The following is a 21247-nucleotide window of genomic DNA, read 5'->3' as shown; positions in this document are numbered from 1 at the left end:
TCGGTTTATCTGCTGAGCAGGTGAGGATCGTTACGGCGTGGTCGGGCGGTAGGACTCTCCGCAGGACCGGACGCAGCAACGGATCCCCAGCCTGTCGGCCGAGGCGCCCGAAGCAGGTTACCCGCCGGTCATCACCGGAGCCCATGACATACGCACCGGCCCCAATCTACAGGGTGCCCACTCGGGCGCCGACCGACTGTCACCGAGTGCACCGAGTACGGACGATCACGTCCACGCCACGGCGATGATCACATTGAGAATGCCCAGACCGCCGGCGACATGGGCGAGTGTCGCGGTCGAACCGGGATTCTGCTTCTCCTTCTTCAGACCGACGAAGGCGACGACCAGCACGGCGAGGGCGACCAGCAGCTTGATGCCGATCTTCATGTGGTTCACCTCGACGACGTCCTGCGCCTCCCGGAGGCCCACCAGGGCCAGACCCGTCACGACCTGCAGGATCGCGCCGTGCAGCATGCCGGCCACGACGCGGGGTTCCTTGATGACCGCGAGCCACGATCCGATGATGCCCGCGAGGCCGATGAAGTGCAGGATGAGGAAGATCTTGATGGCGATGTCCATGGGCGCAATCCGACCATTCCGGGCGTGGGCTGTCCAGTAAGGCGACACTCAGGGAGTGCCCCGAATCCCGAGTGCTCGGGATCTCGAGTGCTCCGGATCACGCCTGGCCGCGGTACCAGTCGAGCAGGTCCGGATCGTCGATCGCGGTGCGGTCCACCGCCCTGGCGGGATCGGCTCCCTGCAGGATCCGTTTGAGAGGAACTTCGAGCTTCTTACCGGTGCGGGTGTGCGGCACCCCGGGCGCGGCGACGATCTCGTCGGGCACGTGCCGTGGCGAGGCGTGCTCGCGCACGGCCGCACGGATCCGTTCCTTCAGGTCGTCGGTGAGCGTGGTGCCCTCGGCGAGGACGACGAACAGCGGCATGCGATACGTGCCGTCGGGTCGTTCGATGCCGAGCACGAGCGACTCGACGATCTCGGGCAGGGTCTCCACGGCCTGGTAGATGTCGGCACTGCCCATCCGCACACCGTGACGGTTGAGCGTGGAGTCGGACCGGCCGTGCATCTCGAAGGTGTCGCGCTCGGTGATCGTGATCCAGTCGCCGTGCCGCCACACGCCCGGATAGACGGAGAAGTAGGAGTCGCGGTAACGAGTGCCGTCCGGGTCGTTCCAGAACCGCACCGGCATGGACGGCATGGGAGCGGTCACGACGAGTTCGCCGACCTCTCCGCGCACCGGCCGCCCCGTCTCGTCGAAGGCGTCGACCGCCACGCCGAGGCAGGGCACCGAGATCTCCCCCGGCCACACCGGCACCGTGGGGACGGCCCCGACGAAGGCCGTGACGACATCGGTCCCGCCGGAGATGGACATCACCTGCACGTGCTCCCCCGCGTTGTCCGCCAGCCACAACGACGACGAGGCGGGCAGCGTCGAGCCGGTGACGCCGACGCCGCGGAGGGCCGACAGATCGTGGTCGTCCTGCGGGACGACACCGGCCTTGATGCAGGCCAGCACGTAACCGGGGCTCGTCCCGAGCACCGTGACGTTCTCGTCGGCTGCGATCCGCCACAGGCGATCGACCTCGGGATGGGACGGGGCGCCGTCGTAGGTGACGACGGTGCATCCCACGAGCAGGCCCGAGAGCAGGAAGTTCCACATCATCCAGCTGGGGCTGGTGTACCAGAGGAAGCGGTCGCCGGGACGGAGGTCGAGGTGCAGCGACAATGCCTTGAGGTGTTCGAGCAGAACACCGCCGTGGCCGTGAACGAGGCCCTTCGGCGGACCCGTGGTGCCCGAGGAGAAGACCACCCACAGCGGGTGATCGAAGGCGACGGGCAGGGGTTCGAGTTCGGCGTCACCGGAGACGGCGTCCTGCCAGTCCAGAACGGCCCCCGCGTATGCGGCGGCATCGAACGGTGTCTCACCGGTCGACACGACGACCGTCAGGGCGAGGTCGGGCATCGCGGCGCGGAGCCGGTTCACCTCGTCGACGCGGTCGTGTCGCCGTCCCGCGTAGCGGTATCCGGTCGCCGTGACGAGTGCCCGCGGTTCGAGCCTGCCCAGACGGTCGATCGCCGCGGGCACGGCGTAGTCCTGTCCGCAGCCCGCCCAGACGGCCCCGATGCTCGCAGTGGCGAGCAGGGCGACGATCGCTTCGGGGATGTTCGGCAGGTAACCGACGACACGGTCGCCTTCCCCCACCCCGCGCGCTCGGAGGGTCGCGGCGAGGGCGGCCGTGCGGCGTTCGAGTTCGGCCCAGCCGATCTCGCGCCGGCGTCCCTCCTCGTCGAGATGGACGATGGCGGCCTCGTCCGGGGGACGTTCCCGGAAGACGTACTCGGCGAAGTTCAGTCGCGCGCCCGGGAACCACACGGCACCGGGCATGGAGGCGTCGGCCAGAGCCGGGCCGGGATCGGTGTGGGAGACGACGTCGAAGGCGTCCCACACGGCCTGCCAGAAATCACCGGGTTCGTCGACGGACCACTGCCACAACGCCCGGTAATCGGGCAGGTCGAGTCCGTGTCTCTCCTCGACGAATCGGGTGAATCCGGTGACGTTCGCCTGCTCGATGTCGACGTCCGTCGGAGTCCATTGCGGTTTCACCACAGTTCACCTCCCGGTCCGGGACCGTACCTGAAGACGGGTGAAGGCCCCGCCCGGACCGGCCGGGGACCGTCGTGCACGGACGGACTGCCCGTGCACGACGTCCGAGACGTCCGAAACGGAGCCTCGCGCGAGGACTCCCGGCTACCGCCTCTCGCGTGTCGCAGAGGTGTAGATGAGAGTGAGAACCACCGCGACGGCGATGGAGATGATCCACCGGATCCAGTCGATGCCGGAGGTGTCCTCGTTGCCTTCGGACGAGATCATGCCCCAGATCCAGTAGCCGATCAGCGCGCCGATGATGCCGATGACGATGGTGATGATCATGCCCATCGCCTGCTTACCCGGGATCACCAACCGGGCGAGGATGCCGATGACTGCGCCGAAGATGATGGTGCCGATGATTTGTCCCATGGTGAGCCTCTCTGTTCGGCGCCGCACCTGCGGGCGGCGCACCCTCGACGACCATGTACCTCATCAGTGTCGATCATGAACGGCTCACACGAGGCCGATTCGACGTCCCTTCCGGGTGAATTTCCTTCTCCGGCAGGGCCCGGATCTCACCGGGCCCCCTCTGTTCCTGCCGCCTCGAGGAGCGCGATCGCTTGTTGACGCATCTCGACCTTGCGGACCTTTCCGGTCACCGTCATCGGGAACTCGTCGACCACGTGCACGTAGCGCGGGATCTTGTAGTGGGCGAGTTTCCCGGTGCAGAACGCCCGGAGCGACTCGGCGTCGAGCGGTTCGGCGCCCTCGCGCATCCGGACCCACGCCATCAGCTCCTCGCCGTACTTCACGTCGGGCACGCCGACGACCTGGGCGTCGAGGATGTCCGGGTGGGTATAGAGGAATTCCTCGATCTCGCGGGGATAGATGTTCTCCCCACCCCGGATGACCATGTCCTTGATCCGGCCCGTCACCGAGACGTATCCGTCCTCGTCCATGACGCCGATGTCGCCGGTGTGCATCCATCGGGCCGAGTCGATCGCCTCGGCGGTCTTGTCGGGCTGATCCCAGTAGCCGAGCATCACCGAGTAACCGCGGGTGCACAGTTCGCCGGGTTCGCCGCGCGGCACCGTCAGTCCGGTGACGGGGTCGACGACCTTGACCTCGAGATGTGGGCCGACACGACCGACGGTGCTCACACGCCGCTCGATGCTGTCGTCGCTGCGGGTCTGCGTCGAGACCGGCGAAGTCTCGGTCATGCCGTAGCAGATCGAGACCTCGCTCATGCCCATCCGGTCGATGACCTGCTTCATCACCTCCACCGGGCACGGTGATCCCGCCATGATGCCGGTGCGCAGACTCGACAGGTCGTAGTTGTCGAATCCCGGGTCGGCCAGTTCGGCGATGAACATCGTCGGCACGCCGTAGAGCGACGTGCACTTCTCCTCGGCGACAGCGCTCAACGTTGCGGCGGGATCGAAGCCCGGCGCCGGCAGCACGATGGTCGCGCCGTGGCTCGTGCACGCGAGATTACCCATCGTCATGCCGAAGCAGTGGTACAGCGGGACGGGGATGCAGACCCGGTCGCGTTCGGTGTAGTGGCACAGTTCGCCGACGAAGAAACCGTTGTTGAGCACGTTGTGGTGACTGAGGGTGGCGCCCTTGGGGAAACCGGTGGTGCCCGAGGTGTACTGGATGTTGATCGGGTCGTCGGGCGACAGCGCCGCCTGGGCCGAGTCGAGCGGCGCCCGGTCCTCGGCGAGCGCGGCGCGGCCGGACTCGACGAGTTCGTCCCACCGCGGCGAGTCGAGCAGGACGACGTCCTCGAGGTCGGGGCAGTTGGGCCGGACGGTCTCGATCATCGTCGCGTAGTCGGAGGTCTTGAACGTCGGGGCGGACACCAGCATCCGCACACCGGCCTGCTCGAGGACGTACTGCAGTTCGTGCGAGCGGTAGGCGGGGTTGATGTTGACGAGGATCGCTCCGATCTTCGCAGTCGCGTACTGCACGAGCACCCACTGCCAGCAGTTGGGTGCCCAGATGCCGACACGGTCGCCCTTGGTGATGCCCGCCCGCAGCATGCCGAGCGCGAGCTCATCGACATCCGCGACGAATTCGGTGTAGCTCCAGCGCTTTCCGGCGGCGGAGTCGACGAGTGCCTCACGGTCGCCGAAGCGGGCGGCGGTGCGGTCGAGGTTGTCGCCGATGGTGTCGCCGAGCAACGGGACGTCCCAGGCACCCTGGGTGTAGCTGGGCAGACGGTCGACGTCGAGGCCGGACATCGCATTCTCCTTCACGAGACGGGGATACGGCTGTGGTGGCGGTCGTCGGGCTGCTGCCGGACGACCGCCACCGGGGGGTGGATCGGTTCGGAACGGATCCACCGGGAATGGATCAGAGGGCCCGGTCGCGGGTCTCCACAAGTGCCGCGGTGCAGACCAGGCTCACGAGGCCGATTCCGGCCAGCATGATCCCGATCGCGATACCGCCGTAGGAGGCGGCGAGCGGTGCGGCGATCATCGGCGGGATGGCGCCGCCGAGGACCCCGGCGAAGTTGTAGCCCAGACCGGCGCCTGTGTAGCGGTAACGGGTCGCGAACATCTCGGGCAGCAGTGCTCCGCACGGTCCGTAGGCGATACCGAAGATCGCGAGGGTGATCATCATCCCGAGCACGAACGCGATCGGTGAGCCGGTGTCGAGAAGCGGGAACAACACCAGTGCCCAGACCACGGAGAAGGCGCACGAGACCATGATGACCTTCTTGCGCCCGAAGCGGTCGGAATACAGCGCGGACAGCACGATCGCGAGACCGAAGACGAGCGACGAGGCGATGCCCACCATCAGGACGAACGGCCGGTCGAATCCCAGCTCGGAGGTCGCGTAGCTGGTCAGGTAGGCCGTGCCCATGTAGAAGAAGGCGAACATGATGGCCAGCGCGCCGCCGGCGAGGAAGATCTCCTTGGCCTGGTAACGCAACGCGTCGAGGAAGGGCAGCCGGCGCGGGGCCTCGACCTCGGCGACCGGGGCGTTACGGCGGGCTTCCTGCTCTGCACGAAAGACGGGGGTCTCCTCGATGGCGAGGCGCATGTAGAGGCCGATGCCGACGAGAACGATGCTGAGCAGGAACGGGATCCGCCAGCCGTAGTTCAGGAAGGCGTCGTTGGTGTCGCCGAGTGCGAGACCGGTGAACAGGAAGGTGCCGCTCGACAGGGCGAAGGCGATGGCGGGACCGAGCTGCGGGAACATCGCGTACAGACCGCGTCGGCCCGGTGGCGCATATTCGGCGGTGAGCAGGGTCGCGCCGGCCCACTCACCGCCCACTGCGAAGCCCTGGGCGAATCGCAACAGTACGAGGATGATCGGGGCGGCGACACCGATAGTCTCGGCGCCGGGCAGAAGGCCGATGAGCAGGGTGGAGATACCCATCAGCAGCAGCGTGGAGATCAGCGTCTTCTTGCGTCCGATGCGATCACCGAAGTGGCCGAACAGCATTGCGCCCACGGGGCGGGCGATGAAGGCGACGGCGAAGGTCGCGAAGGAGGCGACGGTACCCGCGGTCGATCCGAGCGCGGGAAAGAAGACCGTCGGGAAGACGAGCGCTGCGGCGGTGCCGTAGATGAAGAAGTCGTAGAACTCGATCGTCGTGCCCATGCAGCTGGCGACGGCGACGCGCCGGATACCGGGCCCTTCCTTCGAGGGGCCCGCGTGGCGGGGTGTGGATGGGTCGGGACGCGAACGTCCCACCGGTCCGGCGACGGGGGGTTCGGCAGCCCCCGGGGTCGACACACTGGTCACGTGAGTCCTCCGTTGTCCGTTCGAACCGCGGGCGTGATCGCCTCGGCGGATGAACGAAAACGTAGTGATGCCGGTCACCCCCTCACCACCCCCGAAAGGGGGGTGGGGGTGACCGGCATCACATAGTGTGCCGAACGAACGAAATTCTCAGCGGCCGGCGGCGCCCGCGATCTCCTGGCGCATCTCGCCCCACACCGAGGAGTAGGAGTCGATGTTGGCGGCCGTGGCCCACGCGAGCGAGCCGCCCTTGATCTTCTCCAGGGCCTCGGCGAACAGGTCCTGGTACCGCGACAGGCGCGGCACGAACGCCGACACGTCGTCGAACAGGCTCTGCGCCCGGCGGTCGAGATCGATGAGGCCGTCGACGAATCCGTCGGCGTCGGCATTCTCGAGGAGCGCGTTGAGTTCCTCGTCGAGCGGGAGGAACTGGTCGTAGAGCTCCGAGATCGAATCCTCGTCGATGGAGACCCGCTCGGCGTCGAGCTGATCGTTCAGCTCGGAGGTGCCCTTGTCGGTGAGGCTGATGCCGCCGTCGTTCTCCGACGCCTTGCCCTGCTCGAGGAGTGCGGCCACCGCAGCCTGGCCGGCCGCCACCGACACACCGAGGTGCGCGGCGAGCACCTCGGCCGTGACCTGCTTCTTCAGACGCACCGTCTGCAGCAGTGCCAGTTCGTCCACGTTGCCTGCGAAGGCCATGCCCACTCCTCGTCGCACCCGCCGGGCGCCCACGTCGTCGTCCGGAATCCGGCCGGATTCCGCTCCGATTCTGACGCACACCGGCAACGGGCAGGTGAGTCACCCTCCTCCCGGTGGGATCACGCAGATCGGATCACGAGGACAGGCCGGGCACCGGGCACGCGTCGGCGGCCTCGGCGACCACCGTGGGTACATCGGACACGGCGGGCTCCACGCCGGCCTCCCGGTCCCGCCCGGTGAGCGGCCGGTCGGCTTCCAGGAGGGCCAGTTCGTCGGGAGTGAATGCGCGCCCCCGACTGAGGAAACGCACCCCCTCCGGACTTTCGAGACTGAACCCGGAGCCGCGTCCGGGCACCACGTCGAGGACGAGACAGGTGTGCTTCCACGCCTCGAACTGCGAACCGGAGATCCACACCGGCACGGCGTCGGCGCCGACCGGCGGATCCGAGCGGGTCTCCCCTGCCCCGAGGCGCAGATCGAGGACTCCGAGGAGCACGTCGCGGTCGCCGACGACGAAATCGCCGTCGGGATAACACATCGGCGCGGAGCCGTCGCAGCATCCGCCGGACTGGTGCATCATGAGCGGTCCGTTGCGCTGCGCGAGGCGGCGCAGCAGGGCGACGGCGTCGACGGTCGCCACGAGTCGCGGGACGGTCACAGACCTGCCTTTCCGTTGGGGTGCACGATGTTCCGAGCGTATGGCAACGGCGCCTGCCACGTCGTGCGGACGTGACAGGCGCCGAAGTTCGGATCAGAAGAAGCCCTGTGCCTTGGGAGCGTAGGACACCAGGAGGTTCTTCGTCTGCTGGTAGTGGTCGAGCATCATGTGGTGGTTCTCGCGGCCGATGCCGGACTGCTTGTAACCACCGAAGGCCGCGTGCGCGGGGTACTGGTGGTAGGTGTTCGTCCACACGCGGCCCGCCTGGATGGCGCGACCGGCACGGTAGGCGACACCACCGTCGCGGGACCACACACCGGCACCGAGACCGTAGAGGGTGTCGTTGGCGATCGAGATCGCGTCGTCGAAATCGCTGAAGGACGTCACGGACACGACCGGGCCGAAGATCTCCTCCTGGAAGATGCGCATCTTGTTGTCGCCCTGGAAGATCGTCGGCTGCACGTAGTAGCCGCCCGAGAGGTCGCCGCCGAGATCGGCGCGCTCACCACCGGTGATGACCTTGGCACCCTCGCTCTTGCCGATCTCGATGTACGACAGGATCTTCTCGAGCTGGTCGTTAGAGGCCTGGGCGCCGATCATCGTGTCGGTGTCGAGCGGATCGCCCTGACGGACGGCCTTGGTGCGGACCGCGGCGAGCGAGAGGAAGTCGTCGAAGATGTCCTGCTGGATCAGTGCACGCGACGGGCACGTGCACACCTCACCCTGGTTGAGGGCGAACATCGTGAAGCCTTCGAGCGCCTTGTCCTGGTAGTCGTCGTTCGCCGACAGCACGTCGGAGAAGAAGATGTTCGGGCTCTTGCCACCGAGTTCGAGGGTGACCGGGATCAGGTTCTGCGAGGCGTACTGCATGATCAGCCGACCGGTGGTCGTCTCACCGGTGAACGCGATCTTGCGGATGCGCGGGCTCGACGCGAGCGGCTTGCCCGCCTCCACACCGAAGCCGTTGACGATGTTGACCACACCCGGCGGCAGCAGGTCGCCGATGATCGAGATCAGGTGCAGGATCGACGCCGGGGTCTGCTCGGCAGGCTTGAGGACCACCGCATTGCCGGCGGCCAGGGCCGGCGCGAGCTTCCACACGGCCATGAGGATCGGGAAGTTCCACGGGATGATCTGGCCGACGACGCCGAGCGGCTCGTGGAAGTGGTAGGCGACCGTGTCGGAGTCGATCTCGGAGATCGAACCCTCCTGCGCGCGAATGGCCCCCGCGAAGTAGCGGAAGTGGTCGATCGCGAGCGGGATGTCGGCGTTGAGGGTCTCGCGGATGGGCTTGCCGTTGTCCCACGACTCGGCGAGGGCGATCGATTCGAGGTTCTCCTCGATGCGGTCGGCGATCTTGTTGAGGATCACCGCGCGTTCGGCGGGCGACGTCTTCCCCCAGGCCGGTGCGGCGGCGTGGGCTGCGTCGAGCGCGCGCTCGATGTCCTCCTCGGTGCCGCGAGCGACCTCGGTGAACACCTGGCCGGTGACGGGGGTGACGTTCTCGAAGTACTCCCCCTTCACCGGCGGCACCCACTGGCCGCCGATCCAATTGTCGTACCGGGACTGGAACGACATGAGGGCGTCGGGCGAACCGGGACGGGCGTACACGGTCATGTGCATCTCCTGCAGCGTCGAGCGGTCGGTATGTGATCCGGAACACTACGAACGCGAGGGTTGCAACTACGTTGCGAGCTGCCTGTCCAATCGGGTCAATGTGGCATCGACCTGCGCGAAACGGGGCGACCGCGGGTCGATCGACGCCCGGTAGGCCGCCCAGGCGGTGATGTCCTCACGGCCGTGGACGGACGAGGTCCACTGCGCGAGCAGGTGCTCGTCGCCGCAGCGCAACAGCGCCGCCCGCACACCCGAGCGGAGCTCGTCGCGGATCTCCTCGATGCCCGGCGCCACCGATCCGGGCAGGATCTCCCCGGTACAGAGGCGGACCGCCGAGGCCACATCGCCGCGGTCGAGTGCGCGGCGCACGTCCGCGACATCGGTGTCGAGCGTGGTGAGCAGTCGATAGGGCCGCGATCCGAGGTGTTCGGCCCCGAGCACCTTGCGCAGGCGCGACATCTCGGCGCGGATCGTCACCGAGTCGAGTTCGTTCTCGTCGAGCAGCACCGCGAGCCGGTCGGAGCTCAGGCCCTCGGGGTGATCGGCGAGGATCAGCAGGATCTCGGCGTGCCGGCGGGACAGGCCGACGCGTTCGCCTCCGCGGTGCAGTGCGGGCCGGCCGGCGCCGATCGTCTCGATGCGCGGCGTCGTCGAGGGGAACAGCGGGCGGCCGCTCAGGGCATGCACGCGCAGTTCGGCCTCCGCCGCCGCGACCGTCGCGCGGACGAGTTGCAGGACCTCGGGCGCGGCGACGCGGTGCCCCCCTGTGATGTCGATGGCACCGAGGACCCGGCCGCTGGTGGGGTCGTGCACGGGAGCGGCCGAACAACTCCATTCGTGCACCGTGCGGTTGAAATGCTCGGCGCCGAAGATCTGCACCGAATGATCCACGGCGAGAGCGGTTCCCGGCGCATTCGTGCCGACGCGGTCCTCGCTCCAGTCGGCCCCTTCGACGAAGCTCATCGACAGGGCGCGGTCGCGCGCGGCGTGATCGCCCTCGACCCACAGCAGCCGTCCCTGCCCGTCGGTGATGGCGACGAGCAGTCCGCTGTCGGCGGCGTCCTCGACGAGGAGCTTGCGCACCACCGGGCGGATCAGCGACATCGGGTGGCCGGCGCGGTACTCCTCGAGGTCGTGTCCGGAGAGCAGCGCGGGTTGTTCGACGACGTCGGGATCGATGCCGCGTTGCAGGCTCCGGCTCCACGAGTCGCGGACCACCGAGCGCACCCCGTCGAGCCGATCCTTGCCGCGTGCGGAGACGAAGGTTCCGTGCGCACGCAGCACCGCACGTGCATGCGCGGCCACGTCCGCTCCCGGGCCGAGTGCCACCCAGGGATTGGTCGTCGCGATTCCACGATCCGTCATGTACCGGCGCCTCCTCCCCCGACACTGTAGTCGGGATCACACCGTGTGCGGCAGGGCATCCCTCGCGGTCGCGGCGACGCGGTGGGCGAGCATCACCGCGGTGGCGTGCGGTCCACGGCTCGGGACCTGCGGAAACACCGAGGTGTCGACGACGCTCAGCCCCTCGATTCCCCGCACGCGGCACCACTCGTCGACCACGGCGTGCTTGTCGTCGCCCATCCGGCACGTGCCGGACAGGTGCAGCGACGTCCCGAGCCTGCCGCCGCGCACGTCCACGCTGCCGGCCTCGGCGACGCCGGTGGTCGCGGCGAGGAGGTCGGCGGCGAGCCGGACCCCTTCTTCGAGGGCCTCCCGGTCGGCCGGATCGGTCAGGTATCGGTAGTCGAGCAGGGGTGGACGTCGCGGGTCGCGTTCGTCGAGCACGATGCGTCCGCGGCTGCGTGGGCGCGTCAGGACGACTCCGAGCACCGGATCGACGACGCCGCTGCCGGGGATCACCGCTCCGAATGCCGCGGTGTACGGGCGCAGTTCGAGGTTGCCGGTGTGCACGACCGTCTCGAGCAGCAGCGTGTGCGACGGGAGACCCGGGCGGAACCGGTACGGGACGGTGAACTCCGGATGGTCCGAAAAGTTTCCGCCCACCCCGGGAAGGTCGTGCAGCGGATCGATGCCGAGCCGTCGCAGTTCGTCGGCCGGTCCGATCCCGGAGAGCATCAGCAACTGCGGGGACCTCACTGCGCCTGCGGCGACGATCACGTATCCGGCCGAGATAGTTCGTGGTCCGTCGGGTCCGGCGATCTCGACACCCACCGCGCGACCGCCCGCCATCACGACTCGGGTCGCGCTCACCCCGCCGGCGACCGTCAGATTCGGCCGGTCCAGGACGGGTGCCAGGTACGCGAGGAACGGACCCACTCTCGTGCCGTCGCGCATGTTCGACGGAACCGCACCCACCCCGTCGGGTCCGGGAGCGTTGAGGTCGGCGACCGGTGCGAATCCCGCACTTTCGGAGGCGTCGACGAAGGCACGCGAGAGCGGATGCATCCGTTCGCGCGGCACCCTGGCGACCGGTATCGGGCCGGAACTTCCGTGCAGGTCGCCGGGGATATCCGTGTCGGTCTCGACGGCCCGGAAGGACGGCAGCACCTCCTCGTACGACCACGAGGCGGGCCACGACGCGAAGTCGTCCGGCCGCGCACGCACGAAGTACGCGCCGTTGACCGCGCCGGAGCCGCCGAGCACCCGGCCCCGCGTCACGGTCGCCTGGACGTCCGAGGTCAACCGTCCGGGAAAGTCCGCCGTCCACGGGCTCTCCGGACCAACCGGAAGGACGGCAGCGTCACGGATCTCGCGCGGAACAGCGGACGCCGACCCGAACGCCGTGCCCTCCTCGAGCAGCAGCACGGTGCGGTCCGGATCGTCGCTGAGCCCGGCGGCCAGAACGCAGCCGCAGCTTCCACCGCCGACGATCACCACATCGGCGTGCGCCGGAATCATGTCATTTCCGGATGTCGGGTACGAGCGCGGCCGCCGTGCGGGCGTCGAGCGCACCCTTCCACAACCCCGCGCCGTACGCGAGGTCGTCGAGGCGCTTGTAGAGCAGATACCGGACGGGATCGAGACCGCCGCTCTCGCGGTGCGTCTTCCAGTCCCAGATACCTTCGGCCACAGCACAAGCCAGCACCGCCCAGCGGACCTTGCGGGAGAACACCGCTGCGACGATCGTCACGGGCCAGTAGTGCCGGCACACCGCCGACGCCACCTGCCACAGGCCGCCGGCGAATCCCTGGGCCGTGAGCAGCGCGGCGATACGGTCGGGCCGGTCGAGCTCGGAGAACATGCGCCGCAACCGCACGAAGGTGGCCACCTGGGTCAGCACCGCTGCGATGATCCCGACGCGGGTGAAACTCGCGATCGCAACGCACGCGAGAAGCGTCCAGATCGACATCACCATCGGTGGGACGGAACCCGGATGCCGCTCGGCGAGCGGGGCCGCACCGGTTCCGTAGAAGGCCTTGCGTGTCAACCACGTCCGGAAGCGGGTGCGATGGTCGTGCGCGACCCGCGAGATGGGTTCGTACCGCAACCGCCACCCCGAGGTCTGCAGTCGCCGGCACAGATCGACATCCTCGGCCACATGCATCGTCTCGTCGAAACCGCCGCAGGCGACGAGCGCATCGCGGCGCACGAGCAGCGCCGCGCTCGGCACGTACGAGACCGGGCCACCCGCGACCACGGCGGATTCCCGGCTGCCGAGGTCGAGCGACGAGCGTGCATGCTCGTACTTCGCGAGCGCGCTGCTGTCGGGTTCGAGGGCCACGATGCGCGGCGCGACGAGAGCGACCGCGGGATCGGTGAAGTGCCCCAGCGATCGTTCGAGCCAGCCGAGTTGCGGCACCACGTCGGAATCGAGGAAGGCGACGAATTCCGTTGTCACCTGCTGCAATCCGGTGTTCCGGGCCGCTGCGGGCCCGCGTGGGGTCTCGTGCCGGATCACGCGGACGCGACCGCGTTCCGGAGCCTCGACCGGCTTCTCGGAACCGTCGTCGACGACCACGACCTCGTGCCCTTCGACGGCGGCGAGCAGACGGGCGAGGCCGGACGGATTGTCCTTGACGGGGACGACGACGGTGACGGCGGAACTCGGCGGCAGCTTCGTCGGGCGGGGGTTCCCGATTCCCGAGTCGAGCAGGCGGCGTGCGACCGCAGCGCTCTGCGCGTCGACGACCTCGACGAAGTCCTCGTCGATCATCGCCGCGGCGGCCGGTGCGAGTTTGAGCATGCGCGTGGGCGATCCTCCGACGAGGACACGTCCCCCGGCGAAGCTGCGCACCCGCGCGTCGATGCGCACACCGAAACCGTCGGGGAGCCGGGTCGCCCGGGGCTGCGCCGCCTCCGGGGAGGTCGCCTGTGGAGTGATCGCCCGACTCACCGAAGCCTTCCTTCCGTTCCCGGCTGCCACCGGGCGACCTGTGCACGCGCCCGCTCGACCAGACTCGCGAACAGGCGCGCGCCGAGTTCTGCGGTGGCCTCGGTGGGGTCTCCCAGCACTCCGTTCGCGGACACCGAGACGATACCGGCTTCGCGCAGTCGTGGCATCAGTGCTCCGATCGGTTCCGTCGCTCCGACCGCGGCCCGTGTCATGTCGACCGTCCCGGGTGCCAGGTGCAACAGCAGACTCGTCTCGGTGACACCGGCGTGGGCGTCGGATCCCGGCACCGCGCACGGGAGCCAGGCAGCGTCGCGGCCTTCGTATCGCAGGAGGCTCACCGCCTCGATCAGCGGATAGGCGTTGCCACCGTGCCCGTTGACGAAGACGACCCGCTTCGCCCATCGGCACACCGACCTGCCGTATTCGACGATCAGCGCCTTCGTCACCTCGGCTCCGATCGAGACGGTGCCGGCGAAACCTTCGTGTTCGCCGCTCGCTCCGTAGGGCAGCGGCGGGGCGACGACCACCTCGGGCAGCGCGGCGGCGACAGCAGCTGCGATCCGGGTGTCGGTGTCGAGGGGAAGGTGCGGACCGTGCTGTTCGAGCGCACCGATCGGGACGGCCACCGTCACCCGGTCGGGTTCGATGTCCGTCCAACAGGCGTCGGCGAGCTCCCGCATCACCGCTCCGATGCTAAGGGTTTCGCGGGCGTGCACGAAACCCGGAGGTCCCGGTAGGTCCGCCCGGACGCCGAGATCCGATCGGTACGCTTTCCCGGTGCTGATCGAACCTCGTCCGCTGGACGATCCGGACGTGCAGGACCTCATCGGCGAGGTCCAGCTCGAATACGTGCGGAGGTACGGCGGACCCGACGACACGGAACTGGCGCCGCACGAATTCGAACCGCCACGCGGGGTGTTCCTCCTGGCGGTGGCCGACGGGGTTCCGGCCGGGATCGGCGGCTGGCGTGCACCGGAGCATTCGCATCGAGGGGTGCGCGACGATGATGCCGAGATCAAGCGGATGTACGTGCGGGCGAGCATGCGGCGCCGCGGTGTGGCAGCACGGGTGCTGGGTGCGCTGGAGCGCACGGCGACCGATGCCGGTCGCCGTCGCATGATCCTCGAGACGGGCAGCGAGCAACCCGAGGCGATCGCGCTGTACGCGAAGGCCGGGTACGTGCCGATGACCGAGCGCTTCGGGCTCTACGCAGAATCACCGACGGCGATGTACTACTGCAAGGAACTGCCCCCGATCCGTCCGGCGACCGACGACGACCTGCCGGTGCTGCAGGAGATCGAACGCGCGGCGGGCAAGCCCTTCGCCGAGATCGGGATGGCGTTCGTCGCCGACGACGATCCTCCGTCCGTCGAGGAGTTGCGCGCTCACCGGGACGCGGGCCGCTGCTGGGCGTGGTTCGACGAGCAGGGACGAGCGGTCGCGTATCTCGTGGCCGACCTCGTCGACAACGGTGTCCACATCGAGCAGGTGTCGGTGCATCCCGATCACGCGCGTCGCGGGATCGGACGCGAGCTGATCGAGCACGTCGCGGGGTGGGCTCGGGACACCGGGTTCGGGTCGCTGACGCTGACCACCTACCGCGACGTGCCCTGGAACGGCCCGTATTACGCGCGTCTCGGCTTCCGCACCGTCCCGGACGATGCCCTCTCCCCTGGTCTCACCCGGATCCGCGTGGAGGAACGGAAGAACGGTCTCGACCGGTGGCCGCGGATCGTCATGCGCCGCGCGACGACTCCGGAACGGTAGGCGGCCTTTTCAGGAGTCGCGGGGCGGGGTGGTGAGAGCAGGCAGGACGGCGGCGACGACCGAGCCGGCGAAATCGGCCATCGGTTCCTGCGGGTGCTCGGGCCCGTAGAACTGTTCGAGGAAGGACCGTAGGTAGCAGGCTCCTGCGATGGACGACGCGGCCCCGCCGATCGGCGCGTCGGCGACGACTGCGCCGGCGCGCTGCTCGTTCTGCAGAAATCGGGCCACGGCCTCCGGTAGGAGTGCTGGGCCGGCGCCTTGCGCCATGACGGCCTCGCGGTGTCGTTCGAGGAGTGCGGCGTCGGAGAACAGTGAGGCGCCGATCGCGAACGTCTGCCGGTAGAAGGCCGTGATCTGCTCGACGGTCGCCACGAGCCTGCCCTCCAGGGTGCCGGCGTCGCCCGGGGTGCGATCGGTGCGCGTGAGGATGTCGACGGTGGGGACCCGTTCGCGCAGGACGCTGAGAAACAGGTCGACCTTGTCGTCGAAGAGCTTGTAGATCATCGCTTCCGAGTAACCGGCGGCCGCCGCGATCTCCTTGGTGGTCGCCCGCGCGATCCCTCGTTCGCGCATGGTGCTCGCCGCTGCGTCCAGGATTCGATCACGAGCGGTGAGCGCGGTTTTCTCGGGCATTCCCGAACGGTAACCTACGATGGTCAGTGAGTGCCCACTCACCGCTGGAATCGACATGCCGGCGACCGGACGAAGTTCTCTGTCCCACGGAAGAAGGAGAACGCGTATGAGTACTCGGACGACCGATGTGAGGCGTTGGCTCCGCATCGGTTTCCTCGGCGACGGACTCTTCAAGATGGTCCTCGCCGTCGTGTACGCCGCGGCGGCGGGACCGATCGGCGACGCACTGGAGGTCGGTGCGGCGACGATCCTGATCACGGCCGGCCTGCTGTTCCTGAGCGGTCTGGCGGAGTGCGCGTTCGCGCTCCGCAGTGCCGCTCCGTCGCACACCAAGTACCTGATCGCCTACGACACCGGATGGATTCTCGCCACCTTGGTTGCAGTCGTGCCGATGTCGTCAGGGGGCGGGTTCTGGTTCGGATACCAGGCGATCGCGTCGGCCCTCCTCACCGTCGCGTTCGCGACCGGGGCCCTGCGCACCGAGAACCGCGGACACTGACCGATCTCCCTCGGTGATCGCGGCGTGCAGACGGCGTGGCGTCACCGCGTCGCCCACGCGGATCACTCTCGTGCCCGGTCCTGTGAGTTCCCGCCACAGTTCGTCGACGGGCTCCTGATGGGTGGCGACGACGACCGCGTCCACCGTGAGCGTCGTCTGCTCACCGGTCGCGTGGTGGACCAGGGCGACCTCGGCGCCGTCCTGCAGGTCCACGACACCGCCGACGGCGACGCCGGCGAGTCGCTCGATCCGCTTGTCGTGGGCGCGGCGCAACCAACCGTCGAGCTCGAGCGTCAGGCCGAGGTCCTGGCCGACGAGCATCCCCGGCGTGCCCACCGTCACCGCACATCCCCGGTCCGCCAGCAGTTCGGCGACCGACGTCGCCTGGTGGAAACCGAGATCGTCGACGACGAGGACCCGGCCGGAGGGTGCGGTGCGACCGGTGAGCACATCGCGCACATCGCTCACCCGTGCGGACGATCCCGCCCAGGCGGGCCGGTGTGGGCGCGCACCCGTCGCGACGACCACGACGTCGGGTGCGAACGCACGCAGGGTCGCGGCATCCGCGGTCACACCGGTGCGGATGTCCACTCCCCTGCGGCGGCACTCGGCGTCGAGGTGGGTCACCGCACCGAGCAGTTCGGCACGGTGCGGGGCTGCGGCCGCCTCACGGATCTGACCGCCGGTACACCGGTTCCGTTCGAGTAGCGTGACCGAATGCCCCTGTCCGGCAGCCGTCACCGCAGCCTGCAGACCCGCGGGTCCGCCGCCGACGACGACGACCCGATGCGGTACGGCGGTCGCGGCGGGAGCGTCGGATTCGTACCCGGCATGGGGATTGACCGCGCACGCGATGGGACGGTTGAGCCCGACCCGTCCGATGCATTCCTGATTGCAGCCGATGCACGGCCGAATCTCGTCGTCGCGTCCGGAGAGGGCCTTGTTCGCGAACTCCGGGTCGGCGATCTGCGCACGCACGGCGCCGACCAGATCGCACACTCCGTCGGCGAGCGCGGCACCGACCTGTTCGGGTCGGGTGAAGCGCCCGACCCCGACGACCGGCAGCGACACCGCTGCCCGGATCGCGTCGGGGACGAACAGTGAATAACCGTGCGGGGTGGACATCGGCGCTTCGACCAGATGCAACGTCTCGGTCGCGACGCCCACGGACGTGTTGAGGTAGTCGGCGTCGCCGCTCGCCTCGAGCATCCGCGCGACCTGCACGGCGTCGTCGATACCGACACCGCCCTCGGTGCCGTCGTGACCCGTCAGTCGCACGCCCACGACACGGTCGCGCCCGACGGCCCCCCGCACCGCGGACACGACCTCGAGCAGCAGGTGGGCCCGCCCCGTGAGATCCCCGCCGTAACGGTCGGTGCGACGGTTCGTCGCGGGTGCGAGGAAGGCACGCAGGACCGATGCCTGGGAGCACTGGATCTCGACACCGTCGAAGCCGCCCTCGGCGCAGCGGCGGGCGACGTCGGCGTAGCCCGCGACGAGTTCGGCGAGGTCGGATTCCGTCACCGCGCGCGGGACCTCACGGAAGAGCGGGTCGGGTTCGGGGCTCGGCGCCCACAACGGTTGCCCCGTGTACATCGAGGTGCCCTGCGCGCCGTTGTGGTTGAGCTGCGCGAGGATCCGCGTGCCGTGCCGGTGGACGGCGTCGGTGAGGCGGCGGTAACCGGTGACGACGTCCGGGTCCCAGCCGCGGATCAGTTTCTCGTAGGGCCGGTCCGAGGGGTGCACGGTGTGCTCCTCGGTGACGATCATCGACGCGCCGCCGCGTGCCCTGGCTTCGTAGTACGCGATGTGCCGGTCGGTGACGGTGCCGTCGACCGAGAAGTTGGTCAGGTGCGCCGGGAAGACGATGCGATTGCGCAGGGTGACCGGACCGATCCGCAACGACGCGTGCGGAACGGTTCCGGTCCCCGTGCGCGTCACCGTCAGACCTTCGAGTTGCCCTGGTCGATGGCCATCTGACTGCCGGTGATCGTGGAGGCCCGATCGCTCGCGAGGAACAACACGGTCTCGGAGATGTCGTCGGGGTCGGCCGCGGGCTTCTCGGTGAGGATGGGGACGAAGTTCGGCCCCCACGACGGATTCTTCTCGAACAGCTTCAGGACGCTGACGTCGGTGCCCATCGGGGTGTTCACACCGTAGGGGTGGATGGAGTTGACCCGGATCCGGTACGGGCCGAGTTCCTTCGCCGCCGCCTGCGTGATGCCGACGAGGCCGAATTTCGCTGCCGCGTAGTTGATCTGCCCCGGCATCGCCTTGAGGCCCGCCACCGAACTGACGACGATGATCGATCCACCGTTGCCGGCCTCGATCATCGCGGGGGCGGCGGCCTTGAGGGTCTTGAAGACACCGGTGAGGTTGATGTCGATCAGCTCTTCGAACTGGTCGTCGGGCATCTCCCAGAAGCGGTTCCAGCTGCAGATACCGGCATTGGCGACGACCACGTCGAGTCGCCCGAACTGGGCGACGCCCTCGTCGACGACGGCCTTCAGTGCGGCACTGTCGCGCACGTCCGCGACGCGGGCGAGGATCTTTCCGCCGGCCTCTTCCACGAGGCGGACCGTCTCGTGGAAGTCGTCCTCGGTGGCCTGCTCGTAGGTCACGTACTCCGAGACCGGGGCCGCGATGTCGACGCCGATGACGGACGCGCCCTCGCGCGCGAACCGGATGGCGTGGTTGCGGCCCTGCCCGCGTGCGATCCCGGTGATGAAGACGACCTTGCCGTCGAAATCTCCCATGTCGGCCCTTCCGTAGACCCGGATTAGAACGCGTTTCAGTGTGCCCCACGTTACAGCGCCGTGGCCACCCGGTATCCCTCTCGGACGGCTTCGCGCACGCTTCTCGGGGCCGCCCGGTCGCCGATCGACCACGATCCCGGCCACTCGGACACTTCTGCCGGTAGCAGGGGTGCGCAATCGACCAGGACAGCGTCCGCGACCCGCGTGGATTCCCCGGACACCCTGTCGACGAGCACGACGCCGTCGGCATCGACCGAACCGACCCGGCACCCGAGATGTCTCGCCACGCCCGCCCGCTGCATGCGGACGTCGAAGGCGACGAGGTCCCCCGTCGGCGCGAGTCGTGATCCGGCCACCGGATCACCCGTCGCGTAGTGGACCTCCATACCGCGCTCCACGAGACGGTCGACGACGGCCCTCGCCACCGGACCACCCATCGGATCCCACACGACCACCGGGGACGTAGGAGGCCGTTTCCCCGACAGCACCTCCGCGGCGGTCGCGTACCGCTCGGGCGCAGTCACCGGAAAGGAGGGCGGACGTGGCAGCCCGCCGGTGGCCAGCACGACCGCGGTGCCAGCGGCGAGTGCGCTCTCGATGTCGGCGGCACCGACTTCCGTGCCGGTACGGATGTCGACGCCGGACTCGAGGCACTGCTGGTCGAGCCAGTCGACGAGCGCAGCGAAGTCGGGCCGGCCACCACGTGAGACGGTGGCGATCGTCCCACCGACCCGCTCGTCCGCCTCGACCAGGACGACACGGTGACCGCGCGTCGAGGCCACGCGGGCTGCTTCCAGGCCGGCGGGTCCGGCACCCACCACGAGTACGTCGCGTGCGGAAGTCACCGGTCCGGGTGGGTCCCGTGTCTCGTCGCCGACCTCCGGGTTCGCGATGCACCCCACAACCGGATTGTGGAAGTCGTCGACGAGGCACGCCTGGTTGCAGCGCACGCAGGGACGCGGCCGACGACCACGACGGGCGACGACGACGAGGTCGGGGTCGGCGATCTGCGCGCGGGTCATCTCGACCAGGTCGCACGCGCCGTCGGAAAGCGCCCGTTGCGCGTGTCCGACGTCGACGATGCCGCCCTGCAGAGCGATCGGGACCGATCCGGCGATCTCGTCACGGACGCGGTGGCACAGGTCGTCGTTGAATCCGGCAGGGACATGCGCGTCGGGCCGATACGACTCGGGTGAGAACAACCCACCGCGTACCACGGTCAGCAGGTCGATCGACGGCGCGATCGCGCGGACGTATCCGGCGGCGATCTCGGGTGTGATGCCCGCCCACGGCGCGTTCTCGTCGCACGAGAGTCTCAGTGCGAGGATGCGATCCGCGCCGATCCGCGTGCGCACGGCGGCGATCACCTCGCGCAGCAGCCGCAGGCGGTCGGTGCCGTAGGCGTCGTCGCGATGGTTGGTCAGCCCGGAGAGGAACTGCCGCAGCAGCGAGGTCGGTCCCGCGTCGAGTTCCACCCCGTCGAGATCCGCCTCCACGGCGACGGTGGCGGCGCAGGCGAAGGACTCGACCAGCTCGGCGATCTCGCGCTCGGTCGCCTCGGCGGGTAGTTCGCGTGTCCCCGGGTCCGGCACGCGCGAGGGCGCCCACAGCGGTGCGCGGGTCCACGCGCTCGAACCCTGCAGGCCGCGATGACCGAGGCCCGCGAGCACGAGGGTGCCGTGCGGACGACAGGCCTCGGCGATCCGCCGGTAGCCGTCGCCGCAGTACTCGGCCAGCGGCGCACGTTCGTAGGGATGGTCGGACGGGTGCACCGACGCCGTCTCCGTCACGACGATCCCGCACCCACCCCGCGCACGTCGCGCGTAGTACGCGACGTGGCGGTCCGAGAACGACCGACCGTCACCGAGATTCGTGACATGCGGACCGAAGATCACCCTCGCCGGAACGGTGCGTCCGGCGAGGGTGATCGGTTCGGTGAGCGCGGGGCTCATGTCGTCCG

At 68.8% G+C, this 21247-nt stretch carries 18 protein-coding genes; 2 read left to right on the top strand and 16 right to left on the bottom strand.

Going from position 1 to position 21247, the window contains the following annotated elements; translation table 11 throughout:
* Positions 1 to 225: 225 nt before the first annotated feature.
* The 12 genes from ACPCXD_RS06010 to mftE form a co-directional block, all read right to left on the bottom strand.
* The gene (locus ACPCXD_RS06010) at positions 226 to 579 is read right to left on the bottom strand and encodes a hypothetical protein (protein ID WP_088897116.1); all 354 of its coding nucleotides are present in this window, start codon (positions 577 to 579) and stop codon (positions 226 to 228) included.
* A gap of 97 nt (positions 580 to 676) precedes the next feature.
* Positions 677 to 2623, bottom strand: a complete 1947-nt coding sequence (locus ACPCXD_RS06005) for an acetoacetate--CoA ligase (RefSeq protein ID WP_423658788.1) — start codon at positions 2621 to 2623, stop codon at positions 677 to 679.
* Positions 2624 to 2767: 144 nt separating this feature from the next.
* A complete protein-coding gene (locus ACPCXD_RS06000; protein ID WP_016696140.1) occupies positions 2768 to 3037 on the bottom strand; it encodes a GlsB/YeaQ/YmgE family stress response membrane protein in 270 nt (89 codons plus the stop codon).
* Between the two features lie 146 nt (positions 3038 to 3183).
* Positions 3184 to 4851, bottom strand: coding sequence for an AMP-binding protein (locus ACPCXD_RS05995; protein WP_088897132.1), 1668 nt, complete (start codon positions 4849 to 4851; stop codon positions 3184 to 3186).
* 112 nt (positions 4852 to 4963) lie between these two features.
* Positions 4964 to 6364 (bottom strand): MFS transporter, encoded by a 1401-nt coding sequence (locus ACPCXD_RS05990; RefSeq protein ID WP_088897114.1) that lies wholly within the window; start codon positions 6362 to 6364, stop codon positions 4964 to 4966.
* A gap of 147 nt (positions 6365 to 6511) precedes the next feature.
* Positions 6512 to 7060, bottom strand: coding sequence for a hypothetical protein (locus ACPCXD_RS05985; RefSeq protein WP_088897113.1), 549 nt, complete (start codon positions 7058 to 7060; stop codon positions 6512 to 6514).
* Between the two features lie 133 nt (positions 7061 to 7193).
* A complete protein-coding gene (locus ACPCXD_RS05980) occupies positions 7194 to 7718 on the bottom strand; it encodes a DUF779 domain-containing protein (RefSeq protein ID WP_088897112.1) in 525 nt (174 codons plus the stop codon).
* Positions 7719 to 7811: 93 nt separating this feature from the next.
* Positions 7812 to 9335: an aldehyde dehydrogenase gene (adh, locus tag ACPCXD_RS05975; protein WP_088897131.1), complete on the bottom strand. Its 1524-nt coding sequence runs from the start codon at positions 9333 to 9335 to the stop codon at positions 7812 to 7814.
* Positions 9336 to 9401: 66 nt separating this feature from the next.
* Positions 9402 to 10700: a GAF domain-containing protein gene (locus tag ACPCXD_RS05970; protein WP_016696146.1), complete on the bottom strand. Its 1299-nt coding sequence runs from the start codon at positions 10698 to 10700 to the stop codon at positions 9402 to 9404.
* A gap of 36 nt (positions 10701 to 10736) precedes the next feature.
* Positions 10737 to 12197, bottom strand: a complete 1461-nt coding sequence (gene mftG / locus ACPCXD_RS05965; RefSeq protein ID WP_423658784.1) for a mycofactocin dehydrogenase MftG — start codon at positions 12195 to 12197, stop codon at positions 10737 to 10739.
* Position 12198: 1 nt separating this feature from the next.
* Positions 12199 to 13632: a mycofactocin biosynthesis glycosyltransferase MftF gene (mftF, locus tag ACPCXD_RS05960; protein ID WP_423658782.1), complete on the bottom strand. Its 1434-nt coding sequence runs from the start codon at positions 13630 to 13632 to the stop codon at positions 12199 to 12201.
* The gene (gene mftE, locus ACPCXD_RS05955; RefSeq protein ID WP_088897108.1) at positions 13629 to 14312 is read right to left on the bottom strand and encodes a mycofactocin biosynthesis peptidyl-dipeptidase MftE; all 684 of its coding nucleotides are present in this window, start codon (positions 14310 to 14312) and stop codon (positions 13629 to 13631) included. The genes mftF and mftE overlap by 4 nt, the downstream gene beginning before the upstream one ends.
* A 97-nt stretch (positions 14313 to 14409) precedes the next feature.
* On the opposite strand from mftE, the gene ACPCXD_RS05950 reads away from it, so the two are divergent.
* A complete protein-coding gene (locus ACPCXD_RS05950; protein ID WP_160875213.1) occupies positions 14410 to 15399 on the top strand; it encodes a GNAT family N-acetyltransferase in 990 nt (329 codons plus the stop codon).
* Between the two features lie 9 nt (positions 15400 to 15408).
* On the opposite strand, the gene ACPCXD_RS05945 is transcribed toward ACPCXD_RS05950, so the two are convergent.
* A complete protein-coding gene (locus tag ACPCXD_RS05945; protein ID WP_160875215.1) occupies positions 15409 to 16032 on the bottom strand; it encodes a TetR family transcriptional regulator in 624 nt (207 codons plus the stop codon).
* Between the two features lie 106 nt (positions 16033 to 16138).
* Between ACPCXD_RS05945 and ACPCXD_RS05940 the strand changes: the two genes are divergently transcribed.
* Positions 16139 to 16531 carry a hypothetical protein gene (locus ACPCXD_RS05940; RefSeq protein WP_160875217.1) on the top strand — a complete coding sequence of 131 codons (393 nt, stop codon included), beginning with the start codon at positions 16139 to 16141 and terminating at the stop codon, positions 16529 to 16531.
* Here the strand turns inward: ACPCXD_RS05940 and ACPCXD_RS05935 are convergent.
* The 3 genes from ACPCXD_RS05935 to ACPCXD_RS05925 are packed head-to-tail and all read right to left on the bottom strand — an operon-like array spanning position 16430 to position 21239.
* Positions 16430 to 18472, bottom strand: a complete 2043-nt coding sequence (locus ACPCXD_RS05935) for a mycofactocin system FadH/OYE family oxidoreductase 2 (RefSeq protein WP_423658779.1) — start codon at positions 18470 to 18472, stop codon at positions 16430 to 16432. The two genes, ACPCXD_RS05940 and ACPCXD_RS05935, sit on opposite strands and share 102 nt — an antisense overlap.
* A gap of 2 nt (positions 18473 to 18474) precedes the next feature.
* Positions 18475 to 19287: a mycofactocin-coupled SDR family oxidoreductase gene (locus ACPCXD_RS05930; protein WP_024101647.1), complete on the bottom strand. Its 813-nt coding sequence runs from the start codon at positions 19285 to 19287 to the stop codon at positions 18475 to 18477.
* A 50-nt stretch (positions 19288 to 19337) separates the two neighbouring features.
* Complete coding sequence (locus tag ACPCXD_RS05925) at positions 19338 to 21239, bottom strand: mycofactocin system FadH/OYE family oxidoreductase 1 (RefSeq protein WP_423658777.1); 1902 nt, start codon at positions 21237 to 21239, stop codon at positions 19338 to 19340.
* Positions 21240 to 21247 lie beyond the last annotated feature (8 nt).

The sequence above is a fragment of the Rhodococcus sp. AB351 genome (assembly GCF_049538275.1).
Taxonomy (GTDB): domain Bacteria; phylum Actinomycetota; class Actinomycetes; order Mycobacteriales; family Mycobacteriaceae; genus Rhodococcus.
The sequence above is the reverse complement of the archived record's forward strand: the minus strand, read 5'-3'. Positions and strand labels throughout refer to the sequence as shown.